The sequence below is a fragment of the Streptomyces sp. NPDC001156 genome (assembly GCF_053598275.1).
Genome location: NZ_JBSFJX010000447.1, coordinates 1 through 2,602, shown reverse-complemented (window position 1 = coordinate 2,602; position 2,602 = coordinate 1). Strand labels below are relative to the sequence as shown.

The 2,602-nt window shown below is 69.1% G+C and carries 2 protein-coding genes; both read left to right on the top strand.

The window, feature by feature from the left end; translation table 11 throughout:
• On the top strand, window positions 1-646 hold a 646-nt coding region (locus ACWDA7_RS51960), incomplete at its 5' end, for an IS607 family transposase (protein WP_450615102.1).
• Window positions 643-2,598, top strand: coding sequence for a zinc ribbon domain-containing protein (locus ACWDA7_RS51955; protein ID WP_450615100.1), 1,956 nt, complete (start codon window positions 643-645; stop codon window positions 2,596-2,598). The genes ACWDA7_RS51960 and ACWDA7_RS51955, both read left to right, overlap by 4 nt.
• Window positions 2,599-2,602: the final 4 nt, after the last annotated feature.

Genomic DNA, 2,602 nt, shown 5'->3' with positions numbered 1-2,602 from the left:
TGCATGTATGGTTGTATGCATGGAGTTGCTGCGCATGTCCAAGGCTGCGAAGCGTCTCGGGATACACCCGATGACGCTTCGCCAGTGGGCGTTGGACGGCAAGATCCCGTTCACGTGGGTCGGCCGTGAGCGCCGGTTCTCCTCGGTTGATGTGGAGAACATGAAGCGTGGCAGCGGCTCCTCAACCGCTCGTCCGCGTCTGGAGTTGCTGTATGTGCGCGTGTCCGGCTCGGCCGGGCAGGAGTCCTCTCTGGAGGCCCAGGAAACCGAACTGAGGGCCACTGCAACCGGGGAGATCGTCAAGGTCGTCCGGGATCGCGGCTCTGGCCTGAAGGAGAACCGGCCTGGCCTGAACCGAGTGTTGGCGATGGTGTCGGACGGCTCGGTGACCGTGGTGCGTGTGACGCATGAGGACCGGCTGGCCCGGTTCGGGGTTGGCTGGCTCAAGCGGTTGTTCGCCGTGTACGGGGTCACCGTGGAAGTGCTGCACCCGAACAAGCTCGGCGGCCGGGACGAACTCCTCGAAGACTTCGTCTCTCTCGTCACCACGTTCGCGGGCCGCTTGTACGGGATGCGTAGTGCGGACAACCGCAAGCGACTGCTGGCCGAGTCCGGACAGTGCAACAACGAGGGCCGTGCCGCGTGAGCCGGAAACTGCCGCTCGCCGACGGTGAGACCTCTCGCACCGCCTGCGCCCGCGCTCTGATCCGGTCGGGCGTGGACGAGAAGACCGGCGAAGTCCTCACCGCCGCCGCTGTGGTGGAGCGCGTTGGCTGGTGTGCCGGCCTGGTGCACGGCATGACCGGCGCGCTGCTGGCGGAACACTGGAACACCACCGACGTCAACACGCTGTCCTGCGGCCAGGATGCCGGGGGCAGGAAGCTGCCGTCGAACGCCTGGATGGCGCTGCGCCGACTCGGCTGGACGGTCACCTGCCAGGCCAAGGTGAACGACCGGATCGCACGCATGGCCCAGGAGCAGGCCGGGCGTGCGCTGCGGTCGGTGAGGTGGCGCGCCGATCTGGTGGCCGGTGTGCTGGCCGAGTGGCCCGAAGACCCGAAGAAGCGCACTGGCGAGGAATGGGATGCGGTGCGCGGGGCGATCCCGGGTGGCGAGTACCTGCCGTCCAGCATCATCCGTTCCCGCACCCGCCAGGTTGCCGTCTTCGAGAGCAGGAACGCCCGTCTCCCCATCGACGTGTTCGAGCTGGAACCATCGCCGCGTGTGCCGCGCATGCTGCTGCTCGCCGCGTGCGACGGGCAGCAGGCCACCATCGAACGATCCGTGACCGAGCCGGCGAAGGCTCTCCTGCGGCTCCAGCTCCCCACCCGGCCCGACCCGCAGAGGTATGCGGACTGGACGTGGGTCCAGTGCCCGATCACGCTGCCGCCCACGGTCCCGGCGAACGCGGTGATCCATCTGCCCACCCTGCGCATCACGGGCAGGAAGGTGCGCGCCGACGTGGCCTACACGCACGCCGTGCCCAAGGCCCGACGCAGCGGGCACAGCGTGGCCTTGGGCGTGGACTGGGGCCTGAACACTCTCCTCAGCGCGGGTGCGGCCCGGATACACGACGACGGCCAGATCACCGCACTCGGGGCGGGCGCGCAGTTCCGGGCTGCTGGTGTGCTCGCCAAGCAGTACCGGTTGCGCCGCATCTTTGAACGTCTACACGCCAAGACCGGCCACTACACCCGGCTCGCCGATCCCGCTCTGGACGGCAAGGCCGCCACCCTGGCGGAAGAGATCCGGCGTGTCTGCGAGCGACGCTCCAACCTCAACGAAACATTGGCGTGGGCCGCTGCCCGCTGGGCCGTCGATCAGGCCGTTGCTGCCGGGGCCACGGTCATCTACCTGGAAGACCTGCGGTCGATGGAAGCCGGGGGCATGGGACGCACCCAGAACGCGCGCCTATCGCAGACAGTGCGCGGGCAGATCGCCGACCGCATGCGCCACCTCGCCGCCGAAGTCGGCATCGCCGTGGTCACCGTGCCTGCGCGGGGCACCTCCAAGCACTGCCCGCACTGCCTCACCCCGCTCCGCCACCGCAAAGCACCCGACCGGCCCACCACACCGGGATGGAAGTGGGCCATCTGTCCCGGCTGCGGCTGGCAGGGAGACCGGGACCAGGGCGCCTGGCGGCGTATCGCTGCACGCGGCCTCGCCCACCAGACCAAGACCGTCACCGACCGCGCCAGCAGCGCCATGGTGATCCGCGCCGTGGTGGACACGGTCGAGGTCAAGGCCGTCATCACGGCCACCGAGAAGACCAGCCGGACAGACCGGTCGAAGACCGGCCCCACCCGGCCGCGGACCAACCGCCTCACGCCCAGGCGACGTGAGGTTCCCTCCCCAGTACGTCCTTCGGGCCGCGCTGGCCAGCGTCCGGAGGGACACGCACCAACGGACCGGAACCAGCTGCCCCGCGCAGCCCACCGGCACCAGGGCGCGACCACGATCAGCACACCCACCACCAGCCGACACCGGCCACGCGGAGCAGCACTGGGCGCGGGATTCCATCTCCACGCTCATGCTTCCCCACCCAGGTGGGCAAAACCCACACCGAACCCTACGGTTCGCATAGGTGCGCTTAGCTGATCAG